This window comes from Aminobacter sp. P4_H6_2 (genome assembly GCF_056400805.1).
On record NZ_JBFUKO010000395.1, the window covers coordinates 1 to 4,987 of the forward strand.

Consider the following 4,987-nt stretch of genomic DNA (forward strand, 5'->3'; position numbering starts at 1 on the left):
TCAATGCGGTTGGCGCTCACATCAAACGGCCCGGCGGGGTCGCCCTTGACGGCGACGGCATTGCCGCGCGAGGCGACCTTGCCCTGCGAGGGGCAACGATCGAAGGCGAGGTCCGTATGCGGGGGGCCTATTTCGGCGGAGACGTCGATTGCACCTCCGTCACGCTTGTCGAGCCAGATGGCTATTCACTGAGGCTCAATCGCGCCCGGATCAGCGGTGCTTTCTTCCTTAGGCAAGGCGCCTCGGTTCAGGGGACGCTCGATCTGACGGCCACCGAAATCGGCGCGATCGACGATGAACAGGCCTCCTGGCCCAAAAAGGGCGACCTGCTGCTCAACCRTTGCCAATACGGCGCGTTCATCGGCGGTCCGGTCGATGCGGTAAGCCGGCTCGACTGGCTGGCACGCCAGGTGCCTGAGCGCTGGAAGGAAGATTTCTGGCCGCAGCCTTACGAGCAGCTTTCCACGGTACTGCGTGAGATGGGGCATGACGAGGACGCTCGCGCTGTCCTTATCGCAAAAGAGAAGCTGCAGCGGCGCGCAAGACGGGCACGCGCAAAGAGCCCCGTATTGCGGTCCGCTCTGGCGTTGAACGACGGCATGCTGGCCGTGACCGTCCGCTACGGCCGCCAGCCGCTGCTTGCCCTGCTTTGGCTCGCTTTGTTCTGGGGTATCGGGGTTGCCGTGTTCGGGTTTGCCGAACGGAGCGGCGCCCTGAAGCCCAACAGCCCCGTCGTCCTGCGCTCGCTGGAATGGACGATGTGCGTGCTGGAACAAACCGAAAGTCGCTACATGCCTTCCACCAGTCAAGTCATGCCTGGGCGTGCTTTGGCCGGGCAGAACCAGCTTTCTTGTTTCCTGAGCCAGCCTGAAGCCTCAAGCTACCCCGAATTCAACGCGTGGATGTATTCCCTCGACGCCCTGCTACCGGTCATGGAGATCGGCCAGAAAGAATATTGGCGCCCCGACCCGTCGCAACCCAACGGGGTGCTCACCTTGAATTACTATTATTTCCAGTCAGTTGTCGGCTGGGCCCTGAGCCTGCTAGCGGTCGCGGGGTTCTCGGGGCTCGTCAAGTCGAAATAAGCTAGGCGACCCTTGAGACTGGCATCGAATCGCAATTGGAGTGCCTCAACCGAAACGCGCCTTTTCGCAATCTGGCCCGAACTCAAGGGTTCAGATGATTGGCAAGCAGTCCCGCAATTTTGCGTCACGTCCTGTTCTTCTGTCCCAACCGGGGCAGACTCTGCAATTTCAAGCCAGAACAACCTGTTCGTCGGTTGCTGCCCGGCAGTTTTGCTGCTTCTCATCTACTGTAAATTTGCAAGGACGAGGCATGTCGGCAAAGCGCCTATTTCAGCTCCTGTTGCTCGTAACACTGCTCGCCGGTTGTGGCGGGCCGCGCGCGGTTTTGGGTCTCGACGCCACGGCAAACAGAACGGCCTCAGCTGCGGTCGTGCCAGTCTTTGTTGCAACAACGCGCGCGCGATCAGACAACCTGTCCCTGCCCTATTCAGCCGAACGCTCGCAAACTCTCAATTTCGCTGAATTCGACATTGGCATCCCGAGAAATCACGTACCAGGAGATGTCGAGAAAACTGGCCGCATGCCTGATCCAGCACGCCACTTTACCGCTTTGACCTACCAGCCGATCGCAAACCGCCAGAAGTTTGTCGACCAACTCGACGCAGCACTGTTGAAACGAGCTCCGGAAGATCGCGAAATCTTTATCTTCGTACATGGCTACAACAACAACTTCGCCGACAGCATCTTCCGCGCCGCGCAGATTGCGCACGACTACAATGTCCGGGCGGTGACACTGCACTATGCCTGGCCTTCGGCGGGTTCCCTCCCGCTCTATGTCTATGACCGGGACAGCACCGTTGTTGGCCGTGGCGGGCTTGCCGAGACGATCGAGATCGCCGCCCGGACCAAAGCGCGCAGGATCACACTCGTTGGTCATTCGATGGGTGCCTATGTAGTGATGGAAGCACTGCGCGAACTGGCGCAGACAGGCCGAGGACGATACCTCAAGCGGCTGAGCGGCGTGGTGCTCGCTGCCCCCGACATCGACATCGACGCTTTCCAGAGCCAGGTCCGCGACATAGGCGAACTTCCTCGACCGTTTGTTATAATCGTCTCGCGCCGCGACAGGGCCTTGAGCATTTCCAGGCGCATCGCCGGTGGCCATCCGCGCGTCGGCAGCGGTTCCGATATTGCCCTTTTACAAGAAAAGGACATCCTTGTTCTCGATGCGTCGGATCTCGACGGTGGTACCCACGGTGTGTTCGCCAGTTCGCCAACGTTGATAAGCCTTGTCGGCGATAGTGGCCTGATGCGGCACCTGATCGAAGGCGATCAAGCCAGCGCGACGGACACTATCCTTGCCGACGGCGGTTCGGCGATCGAAGGTGCCGCAGCCTTGGTCATCTACCTACCCTCGCGCATCCTCGGCGGGGTGGCACTCGCGAGCATGATCCGATGATTCCGTTTCCTTGTCGCAGACGCAGGAGTTGCGGATGACCGCGCCAACGAGCGACAATCGCGCACCCCGTAGTCCCCTTGGACTACCCAAAGGCTTTCTCGGGTTGTGGCTGTTCCTGTTTGTTCTTTGGCTGATCATCAACTCGTCCACCGCGCTGCCAATAGCTGCAACGGGTGCCGTCATTTCACTGGTCATCGCCTGGATCTTCGCCCGCCGAACCAATGTCTGGCACATCGACCTGTCGCCGCGCGGCGCATGGCATTTCCTTGCCTATACCGCGACCTTCTTCATCGAGCTGGTGAAGGCGAATATCAACATGCTGCGCTATGTCTACGCGCCCCGGATCGATATCCACCCAGGCATCGTCAAAGTCCATATGCGCCTGAAGTCGCCGATTGGCCGGTTGGCATTGGCCAATTCGATCGCGCTGACACCGGGATCGCTGGTCATGGACGTGAGGGACGACACCATGTTCATTCACTGGCTGGACGTCCAGACGACGGATCCGGACGAGGCGACCAAGATAATCGTCGGTCCATTCGAGAAACATCTGGAGGCGGTCTTTGGCTGAGACAATCCTTCAGGTCGCGGGCGTACTGATCTTCTTGGGCATCGCGTTCGGCGTGGTGCGGCTGATCATCGGCCGAACCATGATCGACCGCGTCGTCGCCATCGACATGCTGACTGTCGTCTCGATCTCGCTGATCGCGCTCTACGCTCATATCTCTGGGCGCTTCGTCTATCTCGATGTAGCCCTCGTTTACGGCCTGCTGAGCTTTCTCGCCGTGCTCGCCATTGCCCGCTTTCTCGAAAAAGGGCCGTGACCGCCATGCTTGAGTTGCTCGTTATTTTGGTCTGCGGCAGCATCCTGGTAAGCGGGGTTCTTRCTGTTTGCCTCGACAACCTCATGGCGGCAATGGTCAGCGCGGGACTGGCGAGCCTCTTTGCAGCGGTATCCTACGTCCTGCTTGCCGCACCCGATGTCGCCATGGCGGAAGCGGCCATCGGTTCCGGCCTTGCGACGCTGATCTTCCTTTACGCAATCCGCCGCACCGGCGGCGGAAAGGGATGACATGGCCGAGCTGATTGGCAGCATCGTCGTGCTCGTGGGCGCATTCTTCCTGTTTTCGGCCGGCCTTGGCTTGCTGCGCATGCCCGACACCTTCACCCGCATCCAGGCTGGCACCAAGGCCTCGACACTAGGCAACATCCTGGTTTTGGCAGGCCTCGGCATCTACCATCCCGACTGGGCCCTCAAGCTTTTGATCATCGCCTATTTCGTGCTGATGACCAATCCGCTGTCGTCGCACGCCCTGTCCCGAGCTGCGCACGCAATCCGCACGCCGATGGCGCCCTCAACCATGGTCGACGCCTTGCGCGACGAGGACGACGCCAAGGAGGGCAATCCGGAATGAAGCGCGCGTTCTCGTTACTTGCCGTGCTGATATTCGGGGGCATCTTTGCCCGCATGGTGGGTGATTACAGTGAACGGCAGAGCGTTTCGGCACTCGCCGAACACTATCTGACCGTCGTGCCGCAGCAGCTTGGGGCGCCGAATGTCGTCACCGGCATTCTCATCACCTTCCGCGGCTTCGATACGCTCGGAGAGGTCGCCGTGCTGTTCATGGTCGCCGCCAGTGTCGGCATTCTTCTCGCCGGCAAGCCTGGCACCCAGCAAGAAGAGCACGAACCAGAACCGGAGCCTCGCCGCGCCAGTGAACTGGTAGAAAATGGAGCCGAGGTCATCTTGCCGCTGATCTTCCTGTTCGGGGCCTATGTCATCATGAACGGGCATCTTTCGGCCGGAGGCGGCTTTCAGGGCGGCGCGGTCGTCGCTTCTGCGGTTATGCTGCTGTTGCTCGCCAAACCGTCATCGCGACTGAGCCACAGCTTCCTGAGCATCACGGAATCGCTGGCCGGTGTGCTCTATGTCTCGATCGGAATACTCGGACTTATCTTCGCCGCAGGTTTCCTTGACAGCCACATCYTGCCCAAAGGCGAATTCGGTGCGCTGTTCAGCGCCGGCGCGATTCCGCTGATATCTACTTTGCTCGGCATCAAGGTCGGCGCTGAACTCAGCGTCATCATCGACCGTTTCCGCAGCTAGCCGCGAGGGATCGCCATGAGCCTGCCGGTTTCCCACATTCTCTTGGCAACAGGTTTTTTGCTCGTGCTGATCGGCATGTGGGGCATGCTAAGGCACCGCAACATCCTGCGCATCATCATCGGCTTCAGCCTGATCGACACCGGGCTGCATATCGTCATGGTCGCGACTGGCTACGTCACCGGACATACCGCCCCAATCATCGACAAGGCGCTCGGCATTGGAGAAGCGACCTCACGCGCCGTCGACCCCATACCTGCAGCATTGGTGGTCACCGCCATCGTCATCGGCTTTTCAGTGACTGCAGTCATGCTGGCCTTTGCGATCCGCGTCTATGACGCCAAGAAAACCCTTTCCATCGACGCGCTGACGGAGTCGAAATGGTAGAGGCCCTTCTGC

Annotated in this window: 7 protein-coding genes and 1 pseudogene; all 8 read left to right on the plus strand. The window is 60.0% G+C overall.

Going from position 1 to position 4,987, the window contains the following annotated elements; genetic code table 11:
• Positions 1-1,085 (plus strand): annotated as a pseudogene (locus tag AC1DUU_RS22635) (hypothetical protein); the annotation flags it as partial.
• Positions 1,086-1,335: 250 nt separating this feature from the next.
• Positions 1,336-2,484, plus strand: a complete 1,149-nt coding sequence (locus AC1DUU_RS22640) for an alpha/beta hydrolase (RefSeq protein WP_476785638.1) — start codon at positions 1,336-1,338, stop codon at positions 2,482-2,484.
• Between the two features lie 34 nt (positions 2,485-2,518).
• Positions 2,519-3,055, plus strand: coding sequence for a Na+/H+ antiporter subunit E (locus tag AC1DUU_RS22645; protein ID WP_476785633.1), 537 nt, complete (start codon positions 2,519-2,521; stop codon positions 3,053-3,055).
• The gene (locus tag AC1DUU_RS22650; RefSeq protein WP_476785634.1) at positions 3,048-3,308 is read left to right on the plus strand and encodes an MrpF/PhaF family protein; all 261 of its coding nucleotides are present in this window, start codon (positions 3,048-3,050) and stop codon (positions 3,306-3,308) included. Before AC1DUU_RS22645 ends, AC1DUU_RS22650 begins: the two co-directional genes overlap by 8 nt.
• A gap of 5 nt (positions 3,309-3,313) precedes the next feature.
• Positions 3,314-3,556, plus strand: a complete 243-nt coding sequence (locus AC1DUU_RS22655; protein ID WP_476785639.1) for a hydrogenase subunit MbhD domain-containing protein — start codon at positions 3,314-3,316, stop codon at positions 3,554-3,556.
• Between the two features lies 1 nt (position 3,557).
• On the plus strand, positions 3,558-3,899 hold the full coding sequence (gene mnhG, locus AC1DUU_RS22660) for a monovalent cation/H(+) antiporter subunit G (protein ID WP_476785635.1): 342 nt from the start codon (positions 3,558-3,560) through the stop codon (positions 3,897-3,899).
• On the plus strand, positions 3,896-4,591 hold the full coding sequence (gene mbhE, locus AC1DUU_RS22665) for a hydrogen gas-evolving membrane-bound hydrogenase subunit E (RefSeq protein WP_476785636.1): 696 nt from the start codon (positions 3,896-3,898) through the stop codon (positions 4,589-4,591). Before mnhG ends, mbhE begins: the two co-directional genes overlap by 4 nt.
• Before the next feature lie 15 nt (positions 4,592-4,606).
• On the plus strand, positions 4,607-4,975 hold the full coding sequence (locus tag AC1DUU_RS22670; protein WP_476785637.1) for a sodium:proton antiporter: 369 nt from the start codon (positions 4,607-4,609) through the stop codon (positions 4,973-4,975).
• Positions 4,976-4,987: the final 12 nt, after the last annotated feature.

Excerpts from the sequence above, each read along its gene's own strand:
- AC1DUU_RS22645 (WP_476785633.1), top strand. The coding sequence starts at position 2,519 with ATGACCGCGCCAACGAGCGACAATCGCGCACCCCGTAGTCCCCTTGGA.
- mnhG (WP_476785635.1), top strand. The coding sequence starts at position 3,558 with ATGGCCGAGCTGATTGGCAGCATCGTCGTGCTCGTGGGCGCATTCTTC.
- AC1DUU_RS22640 (WP_476785638.1), top strand. The coding sequence starts at position 1,336 with ATGTCGGCAAAGCGCCTATTTCAGCTCCTGTTGCTCGTAACACTGCTC.
- AC1DUU_RS22670 (WP_476785637.1), top strand. The coding sequence starts at position 4,607 with ATGAGCCTGCCGGTTTCCCACATTCTCTTGGCAACAGGTTTTTTGCTC.